This window comes from Acidobacterium sp. S8 (assembly GCF_009765985.1).
GTDB lineage: Bacteria > Acidobacteriota > Terriglobia > Terriglobales > Acidobacteriaceae > Alloacidobacterium.
This window is the reverse complement of record NZ_LMUM01000024.1, coordinates 59122-84412: the sequence shown is the minus strand read 5'-3', so window position 1 is coordinate 84412 and position 25291 is coordinate 59122. Positions and strand designations below refer to the sequence as shown.

Genomic DNA, 25291 nt, shown 5'->3' with positions numbered 1-25291 from the left:
GGCCATCGCTCGTCTCATGGTCGGGTAGAACGCCGCAGGCGCCAGCAAGCCACCGTCGACCCGTTCACCGATCGGTGTGAGGTCAAAGCGAGCGTTTGAAGAATGCCCGTGTAATTAAGAAATGGGAAAGAGACGAAAACACGGGGAAGCTGCAAACCGGAGAAAACAGAAACTTGTTTAGCTACGTTTCGGGTACAGTAGCGGTACACTCATCAGCTTGTGTCAGTTGCCGTAAATTGCTCTAAGCTACGGTCACTCAGCTACTTAGGGCTACGCTCGACTACGCTATCATTTCATTGATTATCATAGACTTACAGGGATATCCGGAAACTCAAAATCCGCCGAGGGCAACCTCGTGGGGGTTCGACCCCCCTCCCGGCACCATAAGAATAAACAACTTACGAAAGGAAACGCGTTTTTCGAATGCGTTTCTCTGTGCCTAAAGTGTGCCCAACTGAAGTTCGCCAACGCCAAGGCGAACTACTACACGAAGGGTGTGCGTGGTGAGTGGCAGGGCAGCTTGCCGCGCGTTTCGGATTGACCGGCGAGGTTCAGGAGGAGCAATTCGCCCGACTGTCCGAAGGCCAGCATCCGGTGACCGGCGAGCAACTTGTTCGGCACCAGACGGCGCGTGAATATGAGAACGGGCGCGGGGATATGGTGCGTTCAATGGAGCATCGTGCCGGTTGGGATGCGACGTTCAGCGCGCCGAAGTCCGTCTCGCTAACCGCGCTTGTCGGAGGCGATGACCGGATTAGAGTAGCCCATCGGGAGAGTGTGACGGTTGCGCTCAACGAGATGGAGACATATGTTCAGGCACGAATCGGTGGCAACATTCCAGCACAGACGACAGGTGCATGGGTTGTCGCTAAGTTCGAGCATGACAGCAGCCGACCCGTCGAAGGGTACGCTGCACCGCAGCTTCATACCCATGCGGTCGTCTTCAATATCACAGAAACGGTGGACGGCGACACGCGGGCCTTACAGCCGCAGGAACTATACAAGACGCAGCAGTACGCCACAGCGGTTTATCGGTCGGAGTTGGCGGCGCGTTTGCAGGGAATGGGCTACGAGATTGAGCGCGGGGAGCACGGCCAGCCGGCGATCAAAGGCTACTCGCGCGAGTACATGGAAGCATCGAGTCCGCGGCGACAGCAGATCAAAGATCATCTTGCGGAGCATGGTCGCACCGGCCCTGAAGCTGCGGAGATAGCAGCGCATCACACGCGCGGCAACAAACAGAACCTCTCGCACGATGAGGTACGAGCACAGCATCAGGCGATGGCTACCGCACACGGAGATCAGCCGCAGCAGGTTGTCGTTGCAGCAGCACAGCGCCCCGCTGTCGAGCTTGCCCCGGAAGGATCATTGACTGCCGCAGCCAACGGTATGAGCTACGCGCGAGAGCGCGGCATGGAGCGGGAGGCCGTGACCGACGAGCGTTCTTTGATGCGCGACGCTCTTAAGCACACGATGGGCGAGGCTCGATTGCCAGAGATACGCGCCGAGTTCGCGCGGCGTGTTGAAGCGTTGGAACTGAGCCTTTAGAAGTGTTGCAATACGTCATCCTTTATAATCAAACTAATGACGTTTTGAGACACTAAGCGATGACAAACAACATGATGAAAACAATGCGGTATGTCGGCAAGCACGGGATCGTCAGACCCCGCGATCTTGAAGCGCTTGGCATTCCGCGCGAATATCTCCTGCGTCTGTACCGGCGAGGCAAACTCAGCCGTACAGGTCGCGGCGTCTACACTCTACCTGACGCGGCTATTACCGAGAGACATTCCTATGCTGAGGTGACAAAGCGAGTTCCGGGAGCTGTTCTCTGCCTTCTGACTGCGCTCGCCTTCCATGAGATCACGACTCAGAACCCATCGTCGATATGGATTGCCCTGGGGAAGGGAGCCAGAACACCCGCGCTGGAGTCTCCTTCGCTCAGGATTGCTCGGCTATCCGGGCCCTCCCTCACAGAAGGCATTGAGACCCATCGTGTCGAGGGCGTTTCCGTCCGTGTTTACTCCGCTGCAAAGACCGTCGCGGACTGCTTTAAGTTTCGTAACAAGATCGGTCTCGACATCGCAATCGAGGCTCTAAGAGATTGCCTTTCGCAGAGAAAGGCGAGCATTAATGACATCTACCGCTACGCTAAGATTTGCCGCGTCAGCAATGTCATTCGCCCATACATGGAGGCCCTATGACGCGAGAACCCAACAGGAATCCGGCGGCATCCATCCGAGGCAAGCTCCTCTCGCTCTCCCGCGAGAAGGGCGAAGATTATCAGAGAGTGCTCGGCAGGTTCGCCATTGAACGATTCCTGTATCGGCTGGGGATTTCGACATACAGAGACCGCCTTGTGCTTAAAGGGGCAACGCTCCTTACGCTGTGGACCGGGGAAACCCATCGACCAACGAAGGACTTGGATTTGCTTGGCTGGGGTTCCTCTGCCATCGCTGACGTAGAACAGGTCTTTCGTGACATCTGTGAAATCAAGGAGAACGACGGCATTGTCTTTGATAGCCAATCTGTCGAAGGGACGACCATCAAAGAGGGTGACGAGTACAACGGTGTTCACATCAGGTTCCGCGCTGAACTCGCTGGGGCGCAGATCACTTTGCAGGTCGATATCGGGTTTGGCGATGCGGTTTTCCCGGAGCCTGAGCTGGCGACGTTTCCTGTACTCCTGCCAATGTCAGCGCCGATCATTCGAGCCTATCCACGTGAGGCGTCGATTGCGGAAAAGTTGCACGCGATGGTTCGACTCGACATCCGCAACAGCCGAATGAAGGATTTTTACGACATCTGGTTCATGGCGAACACTTGGACATTCAGGTTGGAATCCTTGCATAATGCAATCGCTTTGTCCTTCCAGCGGCGCGGTTCGGCGATGCCTGATGGCGTCCCCTTCGCGCTGACCCACGAGTTCTTGACCGATAGCCAGAAGATGCAGCTATGGAAAGCTTTTTCGGGACGCCTGAATGCTGGTGATAAAGCCCTTACTCTAGCCGAAGTGGGGCCGTCCTTCGTGCTTTCCTTGTGCCGTGTCTTTCATCCGAAACCGATGCCGCTCAAGTGTGGACACCGACTCAGGGCTGGCACGAGTCCGAGAGCTAATCCCAGCTTCACATCGAGCCGCTGGCGCGGCGTACCCTCCGCTACGGGTGATTTCCAGTTATGAGAAGAATGTATTCTTCTCATGTGTCCAGGAACACATGAACGCGCAACAGTGCCAGAAGCGGCGCACCACTGCTCAATGAGCGAATCGGCCTGAACGCAACAGTTGAAATCCGTACCAGCCAAACGGACCGGTTTCCCTGCAGATATTGCTGGAGCAATAATTATGATGAGACACGAGGCAAAGCTAAATTTGCTCAGATCCGAAAACCCGCCCGAAGCATCGGCCTTACTTCTTTCCAGGAAAGCTCGACCTTGAATTCCCCGCAGGCGTGGCAGCTGATTGAATCCTGTCGGAAATAGAGGGCCAGGCCAGCGGTGTCCAAAATCCAGTGGTGCGGATCCGACGGGCTGGGCAACTCAGTGTCCCCTGAGCTGCCCGGTATACTTCAGCTACTCGGCGTTACTGACCTACTGAGCATCCTTCACGCAGCGGAAGCCCAGCGCGCCCGAGCGGTCGTAGCTCGGCGACATCATCAACAGCTTGCCATGGTTGTCGTTCCTGTAGGCCTGCGGGAAGTACCAGATCGAGCCCTGCGGCTGGTAGTAGCTGCCGCCGCGCAGAATGCCGCTGCGCGTGCGCTCGTCGACGTATTCATCCGTCCACTGCCATACGTTGCCGACCAGGTCCATTACGCCGGACGGGCTCGCTCCGGTGGGATGGGCATCCACATTGTCCGGGCCGCGCATCGTACGGCTCTGGTCAGGAGCGGGAACCGCCCTCGCATCCCAGGCGCTGCCCCATGGATAGACCCGGCCGTCGCTGCCCTGCGCAGCAAATTGCCACTCCCATTCATGCGGCAGCCGCTTGCCTGCCCATTTAGCATAGGCGCGGGCATCTTCGACCGAGACCCACGTCACCGGTTTCTTGTCCCAACCCTGCGGATACGACCCGTTCGTCCAGTCCTTCAGAAAGTTCAGACCATCCGAGGGCCGATAGTGCGTCGCGTCCATGAACTTCTTGAAGTCGGCGTTCGTCACCGGATACTTGTCGATGTAGTAGGGCTTCAGCTCCATGCGATGCTCGTGGAAGCGCCGCGGCGTGTCCTCCCACGGAAACTGCACATCGACGCCCACGTCATCCGACCCTTCGACCTCGATGCCCTGCACGCGGAAGACATACTCGCCGCCCGCGATCTTGATCATGCCCTCCGGTTCGCTCGTCGCCGGCTGAGTCGCTGCGATCTCGACCTGTTGCTGCGTCACGGTCTTCCACTCATGTGAGTAGCTGGACAGAGGCTGGCTGGTCATGGCCTTCATTTTCGCCATCAACTGCTGCATCGCCGCATCCGGTTCGCCCGGCGTGGCCAGAACCATGCCGAAGCCGTGCGCCTCAATCGGGAAGGAAAGAACGGCGTTGTCGCCCTCGACCTGCGGAGTGAGCTCGACCCCGTGATAAAGATCGAAATAGCGCACACCCTGCGCGATGGGGACGGTCATTTGCCGGCCCTGCACGTCGTATTCGTTGCGGTTCACGATCGTCCAGATGGTCTGGCTTTCATGCGGCCATCTGCTGGCGAAGATGCCGTACATATGCGTTGGATAGAACGGCTCCCACCCGGGGCTTATCAGGAACGGAGCAACGGCGCGCTCCATCGTGGCCATGCGGCGCGTAGCTTCGCCATCGCGAGGCGTCACTCCGTTCCAGATGCCCCACACATTCTCCCAGCTCTCCCATCCTTCGCCGTTGAAGAAGGCATACTGTAGGTCATCGGTCTTATCGCGATTCCAGCGCCCCTGGATATTCACCTGATGCCGCGGTTCCATCCAGCGATACTTGTCCAGCGTAGGCGCGAACTGGAACTTGTACTGTCCCCAGGTCAGCACATTCCAGGCCAGCGCTTCGTCGGAGGGCCCGTCTTCCGGCTCGAAGGCCAGCGGATGATCGACCTTGTCCGCGGCCAGCGAAAACGCGAGCGGCACGCCGTCCTGCGTATCGCCATTTATGCCGTCGGCGTCGATCTCCTTCATGAGCTCCGCAGTCGCTGTCGGCCAATCCTTGCCCGGCTCACGCGTACCCTGGTCCCACATCATGATCGGGAACAATACCTTCACGCGACGACGATGGAAGTCGGCAACCATCTGCCGAACTCCTTCAACTCCGCCCGGCATCGAGCGCACCATATCCTGCTGGTTGCGGTTATCGATGCCCATGTTCGGATAGGTCGCCCAGATCAGCACCGCATCGATGCCGCCGTAGCGCTTCTCGAGGTCGTCGAGATAGCGGTCGACCGTATACTTTCCCGCCACCGGATCGTAGAAGTAGCGGTCATGCACCATCATCTGCGGCTGAATGAAGCTCGACTGCGTCCACTGCAGGGCGGGCATCGCATAGCGTGCGCCATCGTATCCCACGCGGATCCTGCGCTCCGTGCGCCAATCCGTCACCGCCTTCAGCCACTCCTGATGCGTCTTATCCGTGCAGAGGATATTGCCGCCCTCCCAGGGAAAGTGCATCGACAGGCATTCCGGAGGCGGAATCTGCTGTTCGCGCGGCTGGTAACGCCAATCCTGCGCCATCGCCGGCAAAGTCACGCTCGCCGCAAAAAGCGCCAGGATGGCTCGAGAGCATTGAACCTTCATAAATCTTCTCATCAATTCCGTCCCTTTTTGTTGCTATGCCCCGTATTACTCAAATCCGTATCACTCCGACTCTGCGCCGGCTTTTGCACCAGGATGGCTGTTCCCGCGCGCGCGCTGCACCATCTGCTCGACCTCCGCCATCACCGGCATCGACGGCTGTGCGCCGGCCCGCGTAACGGAGATGGCCGCGGCTGCATTGGCAAAGCGCGCGCTTTCGAGAGCGCCCATCTGCATCAGCAGCCCCGTCGCGAACGCGCCGTTGAACGCGTCTCCCGCCGCAGTCGTATCGATCGCCGTCACCGCGAAGGAGCTCAGCAGCTCCCTGAACTCCGCCGATGCCACGTACGCGCCGCGCGAGCCCAGCTTCAGCACCACACCTTTCACTCCCTTGCCGATCAGCGTCTGCGCCATGGGAGCCGGATCGCTCAAGCCATCGGTGGTGCCGATAAAAAATGCGGCTTCCGTTTCGTTCGGCGTGAACCATGCAACATCCTTCAGCAGATCCGGCGGCAGTTCCTTGGCCGGCGCAGGGTCGAGGATCAACGGCACGCCTTCGCGCGCGCAGATTTTCGCCAGGTGCTGCACCGTCTCGATCGGAATCTCAAGCTGCGTGAGCACCAGACCCGCCGAACGCAGGATCTCGATGTTCGCGTCCAGGTCCTGCGGAGTCAGCAAGGCATTCGCGCCCGGTGTGATCACGATGCTGTTTTCGCCCTTCTGACCGACGACGATCACCGCGACACCGGACGTTCCCGGCGTTGTCGCCACGCCCGCTACATCGACCCCCGCACCTTCCAGATGAGCGCGAAGCTGCGCGCCGAAAGCGTCGTCGCCGAGGCGGCCAATCATCTGCACCGGATACCCAAGGCGCGCCACCGCGACCGCCTGGTTTGCGCCCTTGCCACCGGGATGAATTTGAAAATCCGTCCCCAGCACAGTCTCGCCTTCCACCGGGATTCGCTCTGTATTCGCGACAAGGTCGATGTTGATGCTGCCTACGACAACGACTGGCTTTTTCCCCGCAAACATGGCCTCTCCTTGAATCAAAATGCAACGGTCTTCCCGCCTTCGCTAAAACACCGGAGCTAGTGCGATCGCCGTCAGCCCGCACAGAAAGAAGACAAACATCCACACCAGGAACGTTTTCGATCGCTGTGGCGCTGAGGCAAACTCCCGCCACACAAAAACGCCCCACGCAGCGGAGATCATCGTCGCTCCCTGGCCGATTGAATACGACACCGCCGGCCCTACAATGTGCGCGCGCGAAGCTACGAAATTGAGTACGGCGCCCGTGCACCAGATCGCGCCGCCTGCGATTCCCCAGATATGCCACGATCCATTTGCTGCCGCGTAGCCGCTCATCGAAACCGGCGCGCTTCCATCAAGCGGCTTGCGCATCAGCAGATAGTTGAAAGGGATGGCGCAAATAGCAACGCCCAGCGCGAAGAACAGCGTGATGGCATAAGGGCCTGGCGCATCCACGCCGGTCATCGACCTTGAGACGAACGGATAAAAGCTGCCCATCAGCAGGCCAGCGACAAGGCTGATGATTACGCCGCGTTTGCTCAGCGAGCGATGCTCGGTTTCGCGCAGCCGGTAGGCGATGGCGTCGAACACAATGGCCGCTACCACCAGCGAGATGCCGCCGAAGAGCATCAGCGGATTTCCATTGGGCGACAGGACGTAGCTGCTGATTGCTCCAACCACCAGCGCCAGCCCAATGCCGACAGGAAACGCGACGGCCAGCCCGGCAATCTCGATCGCCGCGACCAGCAGCAGGTTGGCGATGTTGAAGATAACTCCGCCAATGATCGCGAACATCACATGCGAGGCGTCCGCGTGCGCCAGGTCCGCAAAGAACGGCCGGCCGGTGTCGCCGAGGCTGCCCAGGGTCACTCCCCAGATCAACGCGCCGACAATCAGCCCGAGAACGTAGTCCCAGTAGAAGAGCTGAAATCTGTATCCGGAACAAAGCTTCATGGTGTTCGCCCATGATCCCCAGCACAGCATGGTGATGAACATGAACGAGAGCGCGACAGCGTAGGTTTCGGGTTGGAACAAGGCGGTTTGCTCCTCTGCGCCTGGGCGATATGCGCGTTTCAGACCGCGAAAATCAAGCCAGCCCTTCGCGATCACCATAGTTCAACTGACCATCGAGCGCCGTCAATCGAAGCCGGAGATTCCGGCGCAACTGCTACAGCGGCGATGCGATATAAGAAAAGCCTGAGCGGCAAAGCAAATAAATGAAAGCTTTCAATTCAAAGCTGATGCAGAATAGAAAGGTTGTCGATCCTTTGTCAAGGCGAGTTTTTGAGGGCTCGTACACCCGCTCTCCTGGCTGCGGCAGCAGCACTTCGATCGCTCTTGAGGGCTGACAGAAGCGAACGAGCACATATGCGACACTCAGAAAATATCGGGCACCGCCTCAGCCATCTGTATGCTTTGAAAATCGCTGTGGCCTGCTAAACTCCTCCTTCGCACTGTGATAAATCTTGCGGGAGATGCGAACAACAGGCCTGGCGGGGGCCGCTTTCAGGGAGCTGTATCGATGGCGAACATGAAGGAGATCGCGAAGATTGCCGGCGTTTCGCTCGGCACCGTTTCCCATGTTCTGAATAGCTCCGCCCCGGTCCGCGAGCCACTGCGCAAGCGTGTGATGGACGCTGTCGATGCCCTCGGCTACCAGCCCAGCCAGCTTGCCCGCGGCCTGCGCCGCGATAAGACCAACATGATCGGGATGATCATTCCCGACATCACCAACCCGTTCTTTCCCGCCGTGGTGCGCGGAGCCGAAGACGTCGCCTTCGCCAACGGATACCGGCTGGTGTTGTGCAATACCGATAACGACCACGCCAAGGAAATCGTGCACCTGAACGAGCTGCGGACGTATCTTCCCTCCGGGCTCATCGTCATTCCATCCAGCTTCAGCGATCTGACCGCGCAGGCCGAGTCCTACCGAAAATCAGGGACCGCGGTCGTCTGCGTCGATCGTCTTCCGCGCGACTGGAACGGAGATACCGTCACCGCCGATAACGAGAACGGAGCCTATGAGGCGACCAACTATGTGCTGCGTCAGGGACACAAGCAGCTCGCTATGATCATGGGGCCGCGGCATCTGACGAACGCTCAAAACCGCGTGAAGGGCTTCCGGCGCGCGCTTTCGGAAAGAAAGATGCACATCGGCCCGGAGTACATTCAGGAAGCCAGCTTCGATCAGCACGCCGGCCATTCCAAGACCGTGCTGCTGCTGCGCATGATTCCCCAGCCCACCGTCATCTTCGCCGGAAACGACATGATCGCCTTCGGCGCGCTACTGGCCTTTCGCGAAGCCGGACTGCGCTGCCCGGAAGATATTTCCCTGATCGGTTTCGACAACCTGGAGCTGGCGGAGATGACCAGCCCTCCGCTCTCCTCCGTCTCGCAGCCCGGCTACCAGATGGGGACAGCCGCTGCCCGCATGCTGATTGATCGCGTGCGCGGAGATGACAGCCCCGCGAAACATATCGTTCTGGAGACGGCGCTCAAGATTCGCGACTCGGTTGCGCCACCTCGCGTCACTCCTGCACGAACCGCTCCCGCCACATCTCGAAAACGCGGCAAAGCCCTTTAATTCAGTCATCAGCGCGATTCTGCATCCTCTGAAATTTGTAACTCGAAGAGATCTCTTTCTTCGCCGTGACACCAACTCGCGTCGATGCCGATCCTTTTCGCCGCGCAACGCAGCTGCGGAACACCTCGCCCGCTTGCGCCTGAATTTTGTCATTGACAACCGAAAGAATCCCATTCTACTCTTCTCGGCGGATTTAAATGAAAGCTTTCAAAATGCAGCAAAGATATCCATGCTGCCGAAAGAAAACAATCAGCTCTCACTAAATTCACTTTTGGAGAGGCGACATGCGGGAGACAAATTCATCACTTACTTTCTGGGTCAGGGCGCTTTGCCTTGCTGCTCTGCTCTTTGCAGTTACATTGCCGTCTAGAGCCCAATACAGCAGCGGAATCGAAGGGGCAGTCACCGATCCGAGCGGAGCCGTAGTTCCCGGTGCGCAGGTCATTCTCACCAATCAGGAGACGCAGGTTAAGCAAATCGCCACGGCCAATGGGCAGGGCTTCATGCAGATTCTTCACATCCCCCCCGGACGCTACACGGTCACCGTCTCCGCAACCGGGTTCAACACCTGGGTGCAGAAGGATCTGGATATCGAAGGAACGGATGTCCGCACCATCTATCCGAAACTGAACGTAGGCGCTGCGCAGTCCACGGTTGAGGTCACGGCAAACTCCTCCGCTGTCGAGACCACAAGCGGAACGATCAGTCGAACGCTCGAACAGCAGACCGTTCAGGCTGCTCCTCTGGTAGGCGAAAATCTCTACGCCAGCGTTGCCACGCTGGCTCCTGGAGTCACCGGACTGGGCGGCTCCTTTGGCGGGGCGAGCGGTTCCGGTTCGCAGGGCACCAACAGCTTCAATGCGGAGCCGGGCTTTCAGATCATCGGCGCCGGCCAGCGGCAGGAATCGAACGAGTACCAGGTCGACGGCACCAGCGTAAACGGCAACTCGCGCGATGGCATTACCAACCTCACGCCTGAGCCTGACAGCGTCGCGCAGTTGAAGATCAGCACTGACGTCTTCTCCGCCGACAAAGGCCGTCAAAGTGGCACGCTGATCGAGGTCTTCACCAAACCGGGAACGGACCACTTTCACGGCACTCTCTCGGAGTTCTACACCGGGTCGGCCCTCACCGCGCGCACCGAGTTCCAGACCACGGTTCCCCGATACATCCGCAACGATTTCGGAGGCTCGATCGGAGGACCGATCCGCAGAGACAGAACCTTCTTCTTCGGCGAGCTTTTCTGGAGCAAGAGCAGCCAGGGCGTAACGTTGACGCAGCCGATGGAGACTCCCGAGTTCGTGAATTACGTCACCACGAATTTCCCCAACTCCCTGGCGGCCGCCTTCTTCAAGGGCGCGCCTTCCGGCGGAGTTCCCACGAGCGGCTTCCAGACAGTAAGCCAGATCGAGCAGAATCTCATCAGCCCTTACCCGATACCTGACATTCCTGGTGATCTCGTCGCCCTCGGCAATGTGTCCATCAACCAGTCGCCTATCAATAACGGATTTCAGGGTCACGTCCGCATCGACCATAACTTCCGCGATGGTAACGACAAGATCTTCTACAGCCTCTTCCGCAATACCACGGAGGGCGGAGTTGCCAACGCACGGCCTGAGTTGGCGTATGTAAGTCCAAACGCAACCTGGTACAACAAGATCGACTACGTCCACACCTTCTCACCGACTGTGCTGAACGAGGCCAGCATGTCATATGTCCGTGCAGACGGCAATCAGCCGGCCGCGCCCGGAACTCTGCCCTCGCTGCCCAACGTCTATCCCGGCGGACTCGGGGAGGGATTCGGCTCTTGGGGGCCCTCCGGATGGGTTCATAACAACTGGAACTGGCACGACGTGCTGACTTACGTCAAGGGCACTCACAGCATCCGCGTGGGCATCGATGTCGATCGCCAGCAGGATCTGGATAACTTCACCGCCGGACTCGACCGGCCTACATTCTACTTCACTAATATCGTCGATTTCGCCGTCGATCATCCGAACTACCAGAGCGGCCCGGTTGTCGATGTTCATGCCGGCGGCACAGCGCAAAGCCTCTACTCGCGCGTGCTCATGCTGCAGACGGCTCCCTTCGTTCAGGACGACTGGAAGGTCACCAACAAACTCACGCTCAACGTCGGCCTGCGCTGGGACTATTTCGGACACCTGGGCACAGTCACCTATGGTCCGAACCCGCTCGCACTCTTCACACCCGGCTCCGGATCGACCATCGAAGAACAGGTTGGCAATGGATCGATGCCGGTCCGCGGCTCAAACGGAAAAGTGGTCGATAACGCGCTATGGCGGTTCGCGCCGCGCTTCGGATTCGCCTACGATGTATTCGGCAACGGCACAACTTCGGTCCACGGCGGCTGGGGTCTCTACAACAATAAGATCGGCGACCTTTCCTACGTCGATGCGATTCGTACCAACCCGCCGCAATTCGCCGATCCCAGCATCAGCATCTACAACGAGGGAACGACGCTTGCAAACTTCTCCTACGGAACCAGCAGCTCTGGTCCCACGGGCTTCGCGCCACCGCCGGGCATCAAGTATGAAGTCGATGATCACGGGGGCCTGGTAGGAACGCGCATCGGCGTCGGCGGACCGCAGCCGAATCTCGTCCCGCCGCTGGTTCAGAACTGGTCCATCGGCATCCAGCGCAGCATCGGCAGCAGCGTCGTGGTTGAGGCTGATTATTTCGGAACCTCCGCTACCCATCTCTACTTCCAGACGGATTCCAATCGATTCGCGGGCGATCTGATCGTGAATAATGGAAACTTGGCCCGCCTGAACTCCAGCTTCGGATCGGTCATCTACGGTCAGAGCATCGGGGTAGCCAACGCTGAGGTCGCGGCGTTCGCCATCTCCAAACGCTTTTCGCGCGGATGGTCTGTGCATGCCATCTACAACTATGGCAAGGCGCTGGACTACACCAGCAGCAATGACAACGGCGTGGGAGGCGCGGAAAACGTCATCGATGTCAATAACCCGGCGCGCAACTACGGCCGCGCCGACTACGACGCGCGACATAGAATCTCGATCGACGCAGTCTGGAATATTCCCGGCCTGCATGGAGGAGTTCAAGGGTTCGTCACCAACGGCTGGATGGTCTCGCCCGTCATCGTCCTTGAGTCGGGCCAGCCCTTCACCGTCTACACGTCGGCTTCCTTCCCATCCGGCGACTACAACGGCGATGGCTTCAACTACGACGTTCCCAATGTCCCCAGCTTCGGCAGCAACAAGAGCACCGAGCGGTCTGACTTCCTCGAAGGAGTCTTCCCCGCCAGTGCCTTCCCCCTGCCGGCACTGGGCACAGAGGGCAATTTGGGAAGGAACACCTATAACGGCCCAGGTTTGGCAAACGTGAACCTTGCTGCCTCGCGAACCTTCAAACTCCCGTTCATTGGTGACCAGGGTGGTTTGCAGATACGAGGCGAGATCCTGAATCTGTTCAATCGAGTCAACCTCACAAACCCTGTGAGCGACTTATCGAACGGAGAATTCGGCAAATCCACTGACCAGAATCTGCCGCGTAACATTCAGGTATCGGGCAAGATTCGCTTCTAAGTTTCGCCTCCTTTCCGCCGCGACTCAGCTTGTCTTCTATACTGAGTCGCGGCGGATTTCTTTTTTACGAGCTGTCCTGAATGCCCAGAAAACCTCTCCTTTCCGTGCTCTTCCTGATGCTCTTCTTCATCCCGCCAGCACATGGGCAGGACTATTCGACCGCGCGCCACGCGGCCGCCTCAGCCATCTCCTCGCGTCACTTTAATGACGCGCTCAACCTGCTGAGTCCCCTGCTGAAGACCCATTCGCAGGACGCCTCGCTCTGGACCCTCCGTGGACTTGCCCTCGATGGCGTGGGCCGGACAAAAGAGAGCCTGGCAAGTTTCGATCACGCGCTCGTCATTGATAAGACCTTCCTCCCGGCCCTCGAAGGCGCGTCGCAGACCGCCTATCTCCACGGCGATCCACGAGCCTCGCACTATGTGCATCAACTGCTCGCGCTCGCGCCAACAAATCCCGTCGCCAATGCCATGGCGGGAGCGCTCGCCTATCAATCGCACGACTGCACAAGCTCCGTAACCTATTTCGAGCGCAGCGCCGGTGCTGTCTCGCAGGATCAAAACGCTCTGGGCGAATTCGCCGATTGCCTGCTGAAGAAGGGCGACGCGGGCCGCGCCGTCGAAGTGCTGTCGCAGGCATCGGAGCAGCATCCGGAGAACGTGCAGCTCAGGTACAACCTGGCCGTGGCCGAGTTGCAGAACCATAACCCCGACGCAGCCATCGAAGCACTGGCTCCTCTTTCCTCGGACAAGGACTCGGGCCTTCTCAACCTCCTTGCGTCCGCCTACGCGCAGGCCAATCGCCCGGATGACGCATTCCGCGTCCTCGAGAGCGCCATCGAGATCAGCCCTGTAGATCCGTCGAACTATCTTGACCTCGCCATTCTTTGCCTCGAGCATCACCAGGAAAAGCGATCGGTCGTTGCCGCGACCGCAGGCATCGCAAAGATTCCCCAAACCGCGTCGCTCTACCTGATTCGCGGCGTCGCCTATGCCCAGTTGGCCGACTATGACAAGGCAGAAGACGACTTCGTCGCCGCGGCGCGAATCGAGCCCGACCAGCCGCACAGCACCATCGCCATGAGCCTGCTCTACTCCGACCGCAACCAGTTAGACAAAGAAAAGGCGCTGCTCAATAACCAGTTGAAACTCACGCCGAACGACGCAGTTACGAATTACATGCTCGCCGATCTTCTGATCCGCTCCGGCGCCGCGCCCGGACAGCCTGAGTTCAAGGAAGCCCACGCAGCGCTGGCAAGATCCCTGGCGGCAAAACCCGATTCCGCCGAGGCGCAGGTCCTCATAGGCAAAGTGCTCGAGCAGGAGAACGATCTTCCCGCGGCTCTCGATCATTATCAAATTGCGCTGAAAGCCGAGCCCGAGAACCGCTCCGCCCTCGACCGCGAATTTGTCCTGCTGCGCAAGCTGCATCGCAATGCCGAGGCGGCGGAAGTTCTCACGCGTCTCAAGTCTGTGCTGAATAATGAGCTGAAGCGAGAGAAGGCGGCCACGCAGGTAAGAGTCAATCCGCAGACCCCCGCCGACTGACGCCGAGCCAACGCATTAAGGCTGATCGACCGAAGCGGCTGCGGGATAAACCTTGATCCAATGCGTGCGCATCCGCGTGCGAATGACCTTGTCCGCGGTTTCCGAAACGATGGCGTTAGTCTGCTCCACCGGCATGTGGCAATCGATGCAGTTTTCCGCAATCGCATGCCCAATCTTTTTCTCCATCCCGCAGCTCTCCACGCGATGGCACGTCAGGCATCGCGCCGAATACGATGCGGCCGGCCGCTCCTCCGCATGAACATCGTGGCATGTGGAGCACGTCATCTTCGCTGAAGATAGAAAGCAGCGGCTTCTCTTGAGCAGCCCCACCTGGTTTGCATGCACGTCGGGATATAAGTCGCCGTCCAGCGGATTCGGCCCAAGATACTTCCCAAGAGACTCGCCCGGCACATAAGAAAATGCTGGGGTAATTTCGACTTGTTGCGCGCCGCTATGGCAAAGCGCGCACATATCGATCTGCCTGTCCCGCGAAAATCTGGCAGGATTCAGAATCGCCTCGCCCGACGACACGGCCGGCGCTCCGTTGCGGTGCAGCGCTACATGCGCTGCGCCCGGCCCATGACACGTCTCGCACGAAATCCCGGTCACAAGGCTCGCTTTGTCATAACTCCTCGTCTCCGGATCAGCCGAGAGCGGCTCGATGTAGGTCAGGTGGCATTCAAGACATCGCGGCACCGCGGCCCGATCGAAATTTGGAGGCCCGTTCCGGTATCCAGGACTGTTGATCCACTGCTTCCCATCCGACCAATAACTTATGGGTAGCTCGTATAACTCATCGCCGCGCCAGTAAAGATAGCTCTGCCCGCGCACTCCCGACCCGACGACGATATCGATCCGCTCGCTCCGCGTCTCGAGCTGACCCGGAAAACCAGTGACCGCAGTGACGAAGTAGCCGCCATCCCTGGACTCCATCTTGTAGGCAACGCCGGGATCGCCGATCACCGGAGCCGCCTCGGCAATCTCCAACTCATTCGCGCCCGCGCTGAAAGATCCAAGGATGGATGTGCTACTCGGCAACTGCGAGGTAAGATGGTGCGCCGTGTGAACATAGCTCATACTTTGCTCGCGATGACACGATAAGCAGCTTCCATCTCCGGCATAGAGCGGGGAGCGTGCCTCGCCGCTGCTCTTCGTGGCAGCGCCGCTCTGTTGCGGCGCATTCGTCGACAATACCTGGCCTGTCGCAAAGGCGCGGGGATACAGCAGGCAACCGGACAAACACAAAGCAGAGAGCGTGAGAACGGGCAGCTTCATGGCGGTGTCACCATGTTGCCATCCGGAGCCTGCACCCGTCACCTTATAACGCGTGTATATCGACAAGAACAGGGGCTGTGGCCACACCAAAAGTACCACTTTTGAGGTCACGATCCAGACACTACCAGCACTCACCGCGATTCCGCCCTCATCGTCAGCAGGACTCGCAGCTATCTTGGCCTGTGGTCTCCCCGTCTGAGCATCCACACGAACGACCATATGCTCGCCACAACTCGGAATCCAGAGGTTACCGAAACCGAAGGCAAGCCTCGCACAGGGCTCAATTACGGTCACAATTGTTCCAGGACGGGTTTGTTTTTAGATCCAGACGAACCACATGATTGACGTTAGAACTTGCCACCCAGATTGCATTGTCGGTGACCGCCATCCAGTCGGGGCGTCCTTCAACCAAGAATGTTGCCATCGGATGCAATTCAGCCATCTGGTGCTAAACATACGATAGTTGCACGCTTGTGTGTCTGAGGCCCTGCGACGCACCGGGTTGCAATGCAGCTCGAGACGCGAGGAAAAGAGCCAATGACACCAACGGGCGTTTAAAAACAACGTTCACCCTTCGCTTCGATCTCGGCGACCAGAGATTCCGCTTCCTTCGCGGAGCGGCCATAGTGAACCAGGACGTGCGCCCCGGCCTCAGCGAGCACCGCTGCCGTCGCGCGGCCAATTCCTCTTGATGCACCTGTCACAAGCGCAGTTTTGTTTTGGAGTGTAGTCATTGTTCCCTCTTGTCAGTCAGCCAACGGATAAGATAATTGCGGCACCCGGAGCCGAAGGAGAGCCGACTCCTTTAGGTCGTCGGCTCTCAACGGTCACAACGGATCCATCTGTCATAAGGCCCATTGATTGAGTGCGCATTGGTTTAAGCGTTCATTCCGCCATCCACGGTCAGATTCGCCCCGGTGATGTACGAGGACTCAGGACCGGCGACAAACGCCACCATCGCGGCGATCTCATCTACGCGCCCATAGCGGTCGAGCGCTGTTGCGGCCTTCTGAGGTACCGCCCAATCACCCGAGGCGGGATTCAAATCCGTGTCGATCGGACCCGGTTGGACATTGTTGACCGTGATGCCCCGGCTCCCAACCTCTCTGGATAGTGCCTGGGTATCGGGGATATCGTGAGCGAAACGTCTAGTAGTTGCCCTGAGTACGTGGAATGGTCTGGCCAACTCCGAAACATCCCGCTTAAACGAACACTCCAATCGAGCATCACGTACTTGGAAAAGTCGGAAATGGATGCATTATTGGGTGCGCCTAATCAATCGACGGAGTTGGGACGCCGGGATCATGTGCTGTTGCTGTTTCTGTACAACACAGGTGCACGAGCTGACGAGGCTGCGCAAGTAAAGATCGCGGATCTCCTCTTCGCACATTCTGCTCGGGATCATTCACTCGTGCAGATTCGTGGAAAGGGGAACAAACTGCGACGTTGTCCCCTGTGGCCGCAAACAGTGATCGAGCTTTCATTGTTGATTGGAAGCCGCCCTTCAACCGATCACGTGTTCCTGAACAAGTGCAGTATGCCCATCACCCGCTTTGGCATCCACACGATGGTTGAAAGATACGTTCAACGAATCTTGGACCGGACACCTTCGATTGCCAGGAAGCACGCGAGTCCTCATACTATTCGGCACACGACGGCGACCCATCTTCTCCGTGCTGGCGTGGACATTAACACCATCCGCGCATGGCTGGGTCACGTTTCGCTCAATACCACGAACATTTATGCGGAAGTGGATTTGGAAATGAAGGCTAAGGCGCTCGCGACTTGCGAGATCCGTCGGACTGTTCCACTGAAGCACTGGAAGGAAGACCGTTCCCTCATGCAGTTCTTGCAAGCTCTCTGACGAGATTATGTGGCGCCGCGAAGAAGGCGGTGTGCTTTATCGGCTGCGCTGAAACAGCAGCGCCACATAACGCCGAACGCCACAGAAGAGTTCTTATGTGGTCGACAACATAAGAGCTCGTAGGTCCACTCTGGGCCCGGCTCGACAGCCACACGTTTCACGCCTTTGCCAAGCGGATAATCGACCGCTTCCGTCCTGTATTGACTGGCCGGGATGCACTGTCATCGGACTACACGATTGGCACCGTCCGCTTCCTAGGCAGTCAAATTACCTTCGCGGATTTAGTTCCTTTGGCTGTCGAAATCTTAAAGCAAAGCAATGTAGCGCGTAATGCCGTACGACAAACCTACAGCCATGTCTTTTTGGACGAGTTTCAGGACTGCACAAATGTGCAGTACCAACTCATCCACGCCGCTTTTTGCGGCACTGATATTCAATTGACTGCAGTCGGCGATACCAAGCAACGCATCATGGGTTGGGCGGGCGCTCTTGAAGGTATATCCCAGACTTTCGCGCTTGACTTTGGTGCCCGCCGACTCAACCTCTATCAAAACTTTAGATCCCAACCGCGGCTGCGTCGAATGCAAAACGAGATGGTCAAGGTGATGGATAGGCAAGCGGCCATGCCAGATGATCAATTAGCAGGCGAAGGTGGTTCAATCGAGATACTTGAATTCGAGGGCAGCCAAGACGAAGCGGCGAGGGTGGCTAGTGCGATTCAATCTTGGGTCAGGATGAGGGTCTAGCTCCCTCAGAGATTGCGGTTCTGGTCTCTCGGCAGCCTGAGCTATATACTGGCCGATTGACGGCAGAACTAGCTAAACGTGGAGTTCCCTTCAGCAGTGAACAAAACCTACAGGATCTCTCCGCAGAGCCGGCAGCACGGCTGATCGTTGATTTTCTCACCGTAGTTATCAGTGACCGTGCGCCGGATGCTTACAGTCGCCTAAGGAATGTTGTGGAAGCCGGAGATCTTGACGACGAGGCGAACTACGAGATGCATGCTCGTTGGCACCGGTTTCTTGATGGCGTTCGTGAGGGTGTGCTACAGAGATGGTTCGATGCGTCAGATCCAAACTCTCTACGAGGGCTATCGAACGAATTTCTTGGCTTCTTGGGACGGGAATCGCTTTCGGCATTATAGGCCGACTATGAGCGGGGAGCGCGGTTAGAGGAAGTTATCGGTCAAACGCATGATCGCATCGCGGAACTGCTCCAAGTTGATGACGACCCCGTGCAAGCTCTGGCGCGATTTTCCGAAGACAGCGCTGTGCACATCATGACCATCCATAAGAGCAAAGGCTTGGAATTTGATACGGTCGTTATACTCGGGGTCGAAGAACAGACCTTCTGGGGGAAGGAAGTTGAAGAGCGATCGGCATTTTTCGTGGGAATCTCACGAGCGAAGCGCCGCCTTTGGCTCACCGCCGTGGAGTACCGTGAAACGCCTAACGGCTTTAGCGGTCGATGGAATGAGGAACGCAGCCCACATCAAGAGTTTCTGAGCTATGCGGCCATTACGTCCTAAAGGTCAAAACAGGATTCATGAGTTGACCACTGCGAAACGATTACGGCAATTCTTCCCCAAGACAAGACCTACAACACGGCAACGATCAGAAACAAATCGGTCAGCATCGGTGGCGGCGTAGTCACGAACGTTCTAACGGCCAGGGTCAATTTCTTGTGCAAAAAACAGACCTATTACGTCATTCAACCTCAAGACACCGTCGCCTTCCAGTTGCCGCCTGATCCGCAACATCCAGATCAGATTTCGTTTGGGTGGGACATCCGCCCCCCTCGGCCAACTCATTTCTGAGCGTCGCGCTCGGTAGTGTCTTCTCGACGGCTCTCACTGCTGGCAGCGACGGGTCGAAAAATGCGCTTCACAGAAACGACCGCTCTGCGGCTTGAGAACGGGCAAGATTGTTGAAGAGATCGGTCTCGGATGACGGCGCTACTACTCTAAGGCAGCTTGGTCTGATCCGCACCGTCCAAGCCGAGGTGCAGATCGCTCCCGGCGCAGGTTTGCGGTCTGCGTTTCGTTCCACGTGACAAGGATCCGGACCGCGTACTTCTACTAATCTGCGGTTCAACTCCGCAATTCAATATGGCTCAAAAGTCCTCTGCGCTTACGTTCCAGCCATGGGCCTGAGAGCAAATTAAGTATCTCTATATCCTGTTTACTCATTAAATACTTTGCATATGTTTCAAAAGCAGTTATTTTCTCATTTTGTATCTCTGTAGTTTTCATCTTTTTTGCTTTGGAGAACCCGGTGCCGATTCGCTCTCGTGCCCTCGTGTCGATTTTTGTGTTTGCCTTTTCTATTCTGCTAACTTCTTCAGTATTTGCACAATCTGACCCTATGGCTCCGGATGCGCGTCCTTACACCCTCGAATCGACCCGACATCATGCCGCGGCTTACGTCACAGACTCGATCAGGTCTTCTGAAGGAATCGATAGCAAATTCAGATAGTTGTGGGGGCGGGATTCTGAATTTGCATATGGCTCTGAACCGATGATTAGGACCGATCACGGGTTCGATTCTGAATCCAGCTAAAATGATGATTCTAAAGAATAGGATGGCGCGGGAACAATAAGCAAAATCTGGAAACATTATGGGAACAAAACTCCCATTCCTAGGGCGTTTTCGGAGCTTTTGGAGCGACCAGAGCCTTGAAAACACAATAGATGACAAAAGCGGCCTAAAATGGCATGGAAGAGGTCATCGGTTCGATCCCGATCAGGTCCACCAAGTCTCTCAAGCATTTAGCGCCCCTTTCCGCGACTTTATCGGATCTTTGTCGCAAATTACAAAAGCAGACCACGAGCTGGCTTCGCAGGCACTACCGCAACCTCATCCGCGCGCAGTGTTGATCGAAAGTGCTGCTGACGCCGCCAGCGTCTCCGCGATCACAGGGCCATCAACAGTCTGAACAGCTGGCACTAACCGCTCCGGAGGAGTCGGAGGAATAGTCTTCCTCGACAGCTCTTTATGAATTGAATCGATCGTCGATTGCACCTCTGGTTGGGGGATCTGCATATAGACGTTGGTCATCTCGAGACATGAGGGTACCGCATCATGCCCTGCACGCCCTTGACATGACCTTCGGCCAGCGTTGCGATGGTGCGCCGGATGACCTGGGATGTCAGCTTCGGCAATTCCAGTTCCTCAGCCAGCTTGTGCAGGACGCGCTTGCGGAAGTTACTCGGATCCATCGGCCCACCGAAACGGCCTCGGAACACGAACGCATCCGGCGAGACCTCCTTGCTTTTCTTCCTGAATTCCTCTCGCCATTCCACCACCTTTCTAGCAGTGCTTCAGCGATTGGAGCCTGCGCGGTACGTCCCTTGGTCTTTCCGTAAGGACGAATCTTCTCATTGTAGAGCGTCTCCTGAATGTCCAGAAGCAGCTGTACCTCAAGAAAGCGAGTCAGCATTTCACTCGATCACCTCGTTTACGTGCGATCCGTGAAATCTTTATAAGAGCGTGCTTGAGCGCGAGCCTGTAAGGGCGTTGCGATCCGCATTGGGGAAGATTTCGCGGTACTCGGAAATGGGGACCGCTGTTGCGGTTGCATGGGCTTGAGTTGGCGGATACGAAGACACCCCAGACTGGCCGAAGATGAGCCCGCCCATGCTCATCGCTACGTGTTTGCTACTCGCGAATCCGTACCGCCAAATGGCAATCACGGTTCAGCCATGAGACAGGACGTGATGCGTGTACTCAATCGGTTGATACTGGAACTCGGTGTGCCGAAGGTACTGTTCTGCCACAACGGCAGCGAGTTCTAGGCCCCCTTCATAACTGCACTACACTAACTCCTCACTGGTGCAAAATATCGGGCAAGCCAAAGCCATCTTCAATAGTGACCATGACCGCGACAGTTAATAAACATCGATCGATTCGATCTTCAATCCGGATAGGGACGAGGTATCAAAGGTGAGCTTATTCATGTCACCCTGGCGATCGAGCCTGGCCTGAATCCAAACCGACGCCGCTCCTTTTGTAGGCGGAAATGCGACTCGTGTTCCTGTCTCTCCGTTGACGTAAAGGCCGACTACCTCGGTACTCCGCGTCTCGTTTGCATACACGATCCTTATCTGAGCAAATGGCGAGGGTACTTGGGAAACATTGCCGAAGACAGTCTGAGGAGAGGTGATGGCTTTCGCTTCGCCGCTTGCTGCCGAGATCGGCAAGTAGTGCGCGAAGCCGCCCTCACTGCCACGAACGACGAGCAGGATGGCATCCTGCGCAGGAACCGTCGCTTTGAGCGAATCCTTGTCGGCCCCCGCATCCTTATTCGCCCAGACGTCGTGGACATTAGCGGGGCTGCCCTTCAGGCCCAGATCCGTCCAGTCCACCGACATAGGCGCAGGGAAGTAGCTGCGATTCAGAAGGAGAACCGCGCGCGATCCTGGCGTAGACAAGAACTTCGACCATATCTCCAGACCTGGCGATAGGTCCTTTACTTTAATGCACTGCAGACCGAGCGGATCCTGATCGATGGCAATCGCATCCGGATTACGCAAGGTATCCAGAGTCTCCGCATCCAGTTTGGTTAGGTCTGCGCCAATGATCAACGGCGCGCCGGATACGACCCACAAAGACATGTGCAGACGGTTCTGCTCGGTGTTCATTCCTGGCATTCCCAAGACCATCATGTCAGGATCGTTGTAGTAGCCGGTGTGCTGCGCCGCGGGATGAATTCCCTGGTCGAAGTTTCGCATCATCTTGTCGAACGCCACTTTGCGTTCGTTGTGAGGGCCGCTCGCAACGACCGGAGCAACAATGTCGTCACTCACGCGCCAGATATCCTGGATCGAACCTCCGACGCCCGGGCCCCACGTCCACGGGCTTTGCTTCCCCCAATTGCAGATCGAGTAATACAGCCGCTTCCCGGTGATTTGTTCGGCGCGAGCGATGGCGCGGGCGATTTCTCCGTATTGCAGATCGGCACTCAGATTTTCCTTATCTCCGCCACACCAGTCGACCTTGACATAATCGAAGCCCCACTTCGCAAACTGCAGGAAGTCCTGCTCGTAGTGCCCTTCGCTTCCTACGTTGGCGTAGGCGGGACCGATATCCGGATACATCGAGCATCCATCCTTGCCTGCGTCGGTATAAATCCCCGCCTTCAAACCCAGCGAATGAATATAGCGCACGATATTCGCCATGTCTCCCGGCTTGTCGCCCAGAGCTATGGCAGGCCATCGTTTTGGATCGACCACAATGTTGCCCTCGGCATCGCGATCGCCCAGCCACCAGCCTTCATCGATATTGATGTATTCATAGCCAGCCTTTTGCAGCCCGGTGGAGACCATGGCACGTGCCTGTTGCATTGCGATATCGGAGTGGATGGTATTCGAGAAGCTGTTCCAAGAGGACCACGCCAGCGGCAGCAGGGGGATCTTCGCAAGTGGAGCCTGGGTCGTTTGCGCCGGAGCATAACCCGCGCTCAGGAATATGAAAAGCAGCACGATGGATAGCCAGCGAGTAAACGCTTTCCTGACAGAGCAATTCATCACAAATCCTCCATTTTATTAGATCCAATTCAAGCTGAGCCTAGCCTCGCCCATTGGCGGCACCTGCTATGCCGCCAAGTGATAGCACTTTCGCCGGCTCACCGATCCTAATCGCGTGTTTCTACCCTGTCTATATAACCGTCACGCCGCTGGGAAGTAACCTCTCTAGTTGCCCTTTACAAGTTCGAAATAAAGCGCCGCACCTCCAGCCGGGCGCATGTGAAGCGCCAAGGTATCTTTCGATGTGACTGTGCGATCGCTCTGGCTGAGAGCTTCGTAACTAACGCCCGGGTCTTCAGGATCGGTGAAAAGGTGCGCGGTATAAGTCCCATTGCCGAGGAAGCTGAGCGGCAACTGATAGTTATAGACCTGATCGCCGGTCATTGCGCCTATAAACCATTTATCTCCTTTCCGGCGAGCGACGACGATGTGCTCCCCTACAACGCCGTCCAGAACCTTTGTCTCGTCCCAGACGGTAGGAACCACGCGCAGAAACTCAAGTCCCGGCTGGTTGCGGTATTGCTCAGGATCGTCTGTAACACACGTGAGCGGACTCCAGTACACGATGAAGAGAGCAAGCTCCTGGGCACGGCTGCCCATCACCTCCGTCGGCGTGGTCTGTTTCCATTCCGCGGGGCTGCGATTGAGGAAGCCACCCGGGGTGTAGTCCATGGGCCCGGCGAGCATGCGAGTGAAAGGTATGGTCAACTTGTGGGTGGGAGTAACGCGGTTGGTGAACTTGTTGTATTCGTTGCCTTCGACGCCTTCGCGAGTAAGGAGGTTAGGATAGGTGACGCGAAGCCCGGTAGGCTTGAACGCGCCGTGAAAGTCAACCATCAGGTGGTGAGCGGCTGCGAGCTCCACGATGTGACGGTACCAGTTCACCATATCCTGGTCATCGCTATCCATGAAGTCGATCTTGACGCCGGCAATGCCCCAACGTTCGTAGGTTGCAAAGGCATCGTCGAGCTTGCCCGCCTGGAGCGTCCGGTTCACGTCGCCGCTGTGTATCCACAGCCACTCGCGCACATGGTGATCTTTGGCGAACTGCAGCAGCATTGGCATATCAAGCTGTGGCGCCGGCCTGGTGATGTCTGCGCCCGGCTGATTGAAAGGCCCGTACCACTGCCAGTCGATAAGCTGATAGGGAAAGCCCATTTCACCGGCGAAGCTGATGTAACGCTTGATCGTGTCGTTGTCCATCTTCACATCGCCGCTCCACCAGTGATCCCAGGCCATCATGCCGGGTTGAATCCAGGAGGTATCTTTGATGGCCGACGGTGGATTCAGGTTCTCGATGATATTGGACTCAATCAAAGCGCCCGGAGTGGTCCCCAGCATCAGGACGCGCCAGGGAGAGGCATGCGGAGTAGTGCCGACGACGAGGCCATTGCCATCAAGCCGCGGGGAAAGATTGGCGACCAGGTCTCCCCTGCTCGACTTCAGGGACATGCCTGCCCAGTCGGTGAGGTCCGCCTCGGTAATCGCGACATAGAGACTCGGCTGCACTTGTGCAAGCAGGGGAAGTCCGATAATCGCGGATTCAGGGAGATCCGATATGCGCTCGCGTGGAAAATGACCTTCGTACGAGTTATGGAAAGAGGCGTAGATGGTTGCCCAAACAGTAGGGTCGCTGGGAAAGCGAAAGGCGGTCTGCTCCTTCGTCACCACAAATTTTTCTGTACGGGACGAGGCAGGCAAGGAATAGCGGAAGGCAACGCCATCTGCATAGGCTCGGAATATCACATCAAGCTTCCGCCCCGGGTTGGCTTGTTCCTCAAACGATAGAGTCATTTCGCGATAGTGGTTGCGGATAGAACTCGATTTCCCCCACACCGGAACAGTCGTTAGATCTACTTCATGATGCTGATCGTTGACGAGCTTCAGCTCTCCAAAGGGGGGCTGGTCTTTGAACTCGAGTCCCAGTGGTGAATTCTCAATGACCGGTTGTCCGTTATATGTAACCGAGTAGCCAAGGGGCGAGCGCTGAACCTCCACCTGGATGTTTCCGTCAGGCGACTGAAGGCTCCATTGCTGCTTTGACTGACCGATCGCCTCGCGAGGTGCCAGGAGGAAAATAACAAAAGCCAGTGCCAGCAGCGGAGGAACACGCTGTCTTAATGCTCTCACCGCTTGCCCACACTG

17 protein-coding genes and 1 pseudogene are annotated in these 25291 nt (G+C 57.3%); 9 read left to right on the top strand and 9 right to left on the bottom strand.

What is annotated here, in order from left to right:
* The first annotated feature begins 507 nt into the window (after window positions 1-507).
* The 3 genes from mobF to GSQ86_RS08900 are packed head-to-tail and all read left to right on the top strand — an operon-like array spanning window position 508 to window position 3181.
* Window positions 508-1548, top strand: a complete 1041-nt coding sequence (mobF, locus tag GSQ86_RS08910) for a MobF family relaxase (RefSeq protein ID WP_158749611.1) — start codon at window positions 508-510, stop codon at window positions 1546-1548.
* A gap of 59 nt (window positions 1549-1607) precedes the next feature.
* Window positions 1608-2204 carry a type IV toxin-antitoxin system AbiEi family antitoxin domain-containing protein gene (locus GSQ86_RS08905; protein ID WP_216841068.1) on the top strand — a complete coding sequence of 199 codons (597 nt, stop codon included), beginning with the start codon at window positions 1608-1610 and terminating at the stop codon, window positions 2202-2204.
* On the top strand, window positions 2201-3181 hold the full coding sequence (locus GSQ86_RS08900; protein ID WP_158749610.1) for a nucleotidyl transferase AbiEii/AbiGii toxin family protein: 981 nt from the start codon (window positions 2201-2203) through the stop codon (window positions 3179-3181). The genes GSQ86_RS08905 and GSQ86_RS08900 overlap by 4 nt, the downstream gene beginning before the upstream one ends.
* Before the next feature lie 407 nt (window positions 3182-3588).
* Here the strand turns inward: GSQ86_RS08900 and GSQ86_RS08895 are convergent, their stop codons facing one another.
* The 3 genes from GSQ86_RS08895 to GSQ86_RS08885 are packed head-to-tail and all read right to left on the bottom strand — an operon-like array spanning window position 3589 to window position 7821.
* Window positions 3589-5760 (bottom strand): SUMF1/EgtB/PvdO family nonheme iron enzyme, encoded by a 2172-nt coding sequence (locus GSQ86_RS08895; RefSeq protein WP_158749609.1) that lies wholly within the window; start codon window positions 5758-5760, stop codon window positions 3589-3591.
* A 60-nt stretch (window positions 5761-5820) separates the two neighbouring features.
* A complete protein-coding gene (gene rbsK / locus GSQ86_RS08890) occupies window positions 5821-6789 on the bottom strand; it encodes a ribokinase (protein WP_158749608.1) in 969 nt (322 codons plus the stop codon).
* 42 nt (window positions 6790-6831) lie between these two features.
* Window positions 6832-7821, bottom strand: a complete 990-nt coding sequence (locus tag GSQ86_RS08885) for a GRP family sugar transporter (RefSeq protein WP_158749607.1) — start codon at window positions 7819-7821, stop codon at window positions 6832-6834.
* A 487-nt stretch (window positions 7822-8308) separates the two neighbouring features.
* On the opposite strand from GSQ86_RS08885, the gene GSQ86_RS08880 reads away from it, so the two are divergent.
* The 3 genes from GSQ86_RS08880 to GSQ86_RS08870 all read left to right on the top strand — a co-directional run bounded on the left by GSQ86_RS08880 (window position 8309) and on the right by GSQ86_RS08870 (window position 14483).
* Complete coding sequence (locus tag GSQ86_RS08880; RefSeq protein ID WP_254062247.1) at window positions 8309-9370, top strand: LacI family DNA-binding transcriptional regulator; 1062 nt, start codon at window positions 8309-8311, stop codon at window positions 9368-9370.
* A gap of 284 nt (window positions 9371-9654) precedes the next feature.
* Window positions 9655-12936 (top strand): carboxypeptidase-like regulatory domain-containing protein, encoded by a 3282-nt coding sequence (locus tag GSQ86_RS08875; RefSeq protein ID WP_158749606.1) that lies wholly within the window; start codon window positions 9655-9657, stop codon window positions 12934-12936.
* An 80-nt stretch (window positions 12937-13016) separates the two neighbouring features.
* Window positions 13017-14483 carry a lipopolysaccharide assembly protein LapB gene (locus GSQ86_RS08870; RefSeq protein WP_158749605.1) on the top strand — a complete coding sequence of 489 codons (1467 nt, stop codon included), beginning with the start codon at window positions 13017-13019 and terminating at the stop codon, window positions 14481-14483.
* Window positions 14484-14498: 15 nt separating this feature from the next.
* On the opposite strand, the gene GSQ86_RS08865 is transcribed toward GSQ86_RS08870, so the two are convergent.
* The 3 genes and pseudogenes from GSQ86_RS08865 to GSQ86_RS08855 form a co-directional block, all read right to left on the bottom strand.
* A complete protein-coding gene (locus tag GSQ86_RS08865) occupies window positions 14499-16052 on the bottom strand; it encodes a multiheme c-type cytochrome (RefSeq protein ID WP_158749604.1) in 1554 nt (517 codons plus the stop codon).
* A 260-nt stretch (window positions 16053-16312) separates the two neighbouring features.
* Window positions 16313-16492 carry an SDR family NAD(P)-dependent oxidoreductase gene (locus tag GSQ86_RS08860; protein ID WP_305782148.1) on the bottom strand — a complete coding sequence of 60 codons (180 nt, stop codon included), beginning with the start codon at window positions 16490-16492 and terminating at the stop codon, window positions 16313-16315.
* A gap of 143 nt (window positions 16493-16635) precedes the next feature.
* A pseudogene (locus GSQ86_RS08855) lies at window positions 16636-16881 on the bottom strand (SDR family oxidoreductase); the annotation flags it as partial.
* A gap of 12 nt (window positions 16882-16893) precedes the next feature.
* Between GSQ86_RS08855 and GSQ86_RS08850 the strand changes: the two are divergent.
* The 3 genes from GSQ86_RS08850 to GSQ86_RS22965 all read left to right on the top strand — a co-directional run bounded on the left by GSQ86_RS08850 (window position 16894) and on the right by GSQ86_RS22965 (window position 19150).
* Entirely contained in the window at window positions 16894-17622 is a 729-nt protein-coding gene (locus tag GSQ86_RS08850; protein WP_371720499.1) for a tyrosine-type recombinase/integrase, read from the top strand.
* Between the two features lie 200 nt (window positions 17623-17822).
* Window positions 17823-18368 carry a UvrD-helicase domain-containing protein gene (locus GSQ86_RS22970; RefSeq protein WP_254062245.1) on the top strand — a complete coding sequence of 182 codons (546 nt, stop codon included), beginning with the start codon at window positions 17823-17825 and terminating at the stop codon, window positions 18366-18368.
* A 488-nt stretch (window positions 18369-18856) separates the two neighbouring features.
* On the top strand, window positions 18857-19150 hold the full coding sequence (locus GSQ86_RS22965; RefSeq protein WP_216841065.1) for a 3'-5' exonuclease: 294 nt from the start codon (window positions 18857-18859) through the stop codon (window positions 19148-19150).
* 1524 nt (window positions 19151-20674) lie between these two features.
* Here the strand turns inward: GSQ86_RS22965 and GSQ86_RS08840 are convergent.
* The 3 genes from GSQ86_RS08840 to GSQ86_RS08830 all read right to left on the bottom strand — a co-directional run bounded on the left by GSQ86_RS08840 (window position 20675) and on the right by GSQ86_RS08830 (window position 25276).
* Entirely contained in the window at window positions 20675-20866 is a 192-nt protein-coding gene (locus GSQ86_RS08840) for a hypothetical protein (RefSeq protein WP_158749603.1), read from the bottom strand.
* Window positions 20867-21508: 642 nt separating this feature from the next.
* Window positions 21509-23146, bottom strand: a complete 1638-nt coding sequence (locus tag GSQ86_RS08835; protein ID WP_158749602.1) for an alpha-galactosidase — start codon at window positions 23144-23146, stop codon at window positions 21509-21511.
* 165 nt (window positions 23147-23311) lie between these two features.
* A complete protein-coding gene (locus GSQ86_RS08830) occupies window positions 23312-25276 on the bottom strand; it encodes a glycoside hydrolase family 97 protein (RefSeq protein ID WP_158749601.1) in 1965 nt (654 codons plus the stop codon).
* Window positions 25277-25291: the final 15 nt, after the last annotated feature.

What these genes read in the sequence shown, in the direction of transcription:
- GSQ86_RS08900 (WP_158749610.1), top strand. Translation starts at nt 2,201, where the DNA reads ATGACGCGAGAACCCAACAGGAATCCGGCGGCATCCATCCGAGGCAAG.
- GSQ86_RS08875 (WP_158749606.1), top strand. Translation starts at nt 9,655, where the DNA reads ATGCGGGAGACAAATTCATCACTTACTTTCTGGGTCAGGGCGCTTTGC.
- GSQ86_RS08860 (WP_305782148.1), bottom strand. Translation starts at nt 16,492, where the DNA reads ATGACTACACTCCAAAACAAAACTGCGCTTGTGACAGGTGCATCAAGA.
- GSQ86_RS08870 (WP_158749605.1), top strand. Translation starts at nt 13,017, where the DNA reads ATGCCCAGAAAACCTCTCCTTTCCGTGCTCTTCCTGATGCTCTTCTTC.
- GSQ86_RS08895 (WP_158749609.1), bottom strand. Translation starts at nt 5,760, where the DNA reads ATGAAGGTTCAATGCTCTCGAGCCATCCTGGCGCTTTTTGCGGCGAGC.
- GSQ86_RS08905 (WP_216841068.1), top strand. Translation starts at nt 1,608, where the DNA reads ATGACAAACAACATGATGAAAACAATGCGGTATGTCGGCAAGCACGGG.
- GSQ86_RS08880 (WP_254062247.1), top strand. Translation starts at nt 8,309, where the DNA reads ATGGCGAACATGAAGGAGATCGCGAAGATTGCCGGCGTTTCGCTCGGC.
- rbsK (WP_158749608.1), bottom strand. Translation starts at nt 6,789, where the DNA reads ATGTTTGCGGGGAAAAAGCCAGTCGTTGTCGTAGGCAGCATCAACATC.
- GSQ86_RS08835 (WP_158749602.1), bottom strand. Translation starts at nt 23,146, where the DNA reads ATGAATTGCTCTGTCAGGAAAGCGTTTACTCGCTGGCTATCCATCGTG.